The following is a 555-nucleotide window of genomic DNA, read 5'->3' as shown; positions in this document are numbered from 1 at the left end:
TGGTGGATAGTATTGCTAAGATAATAAATGTTAAACGTATCTTCATAATGATTTTCCTCATTTCTTTTTATTTAGAAAAAATATATATGCTATATTAATTTTATTGTGTAATAAATATATTGAATTGTCAAAATAGCGAAGGCATGTTTCAAAAAGATGGGATGATGAAATTAACTCGAATATCAAAAACAAGCCCAAAAAAGATGTTAGTACAACATCTTTTTTGGGCAAGTAAAATAATGTGATATAGAAAAAACATTTTGTTTTATTTATTAAATACTTCTGTGTCTATTCCTTTTTTCTTAAGGAAAGTAGTAATTTTATCTTGTTGTTTTTTATTTACATCACCTGAATATTTTGTGGGTACATCAACAACGTTAATTGAATTTTGTGGTTGGTAGTTTAATTTCTCAATGTCTGCATCTACATTTGAAATGGTACTATTTAAAGCGTGAAAATAATTAATTATGCGATCTGTTGGATCTTTATATTCTTCAGGGATGTGATTGTTTTTTATAAATTTTTTGAAATGTAAATCGTTCTTAACTGCTAAAT

At 25.4% G+C, this 555-nt stretch carries 1 protein-coding gene; it reads right to left on the bottom strand.

Annotation, left to right across the window (positions count from 1 at the left end; all coding sequences use genetic code 11):
• Nucleotides 1–265 precede the first annotated feature (265 nt).
• On the bottom strand, nt 266–555 hold a 290-nt coding region (locus IE142_RS40275; protein WP_191889509.1), incomplete at its 5' end, for an NDxxF motif lipoprotein.

Source organism: Streptomyces mutabilis, from assembly GCF_014649815.1.
GTDB classification, from domain to species: domain Bacteria; phylum Actinomycetota; class Actinomycetes; order Streptomycetales; family Streptomycetaceae; genus Streptomyces; species Streptomyces mutabilis.
Note: the sequence above shows the minus strand (reverse complement) of the source record. Positions and strands in the feature narration are given on the sequence as shown.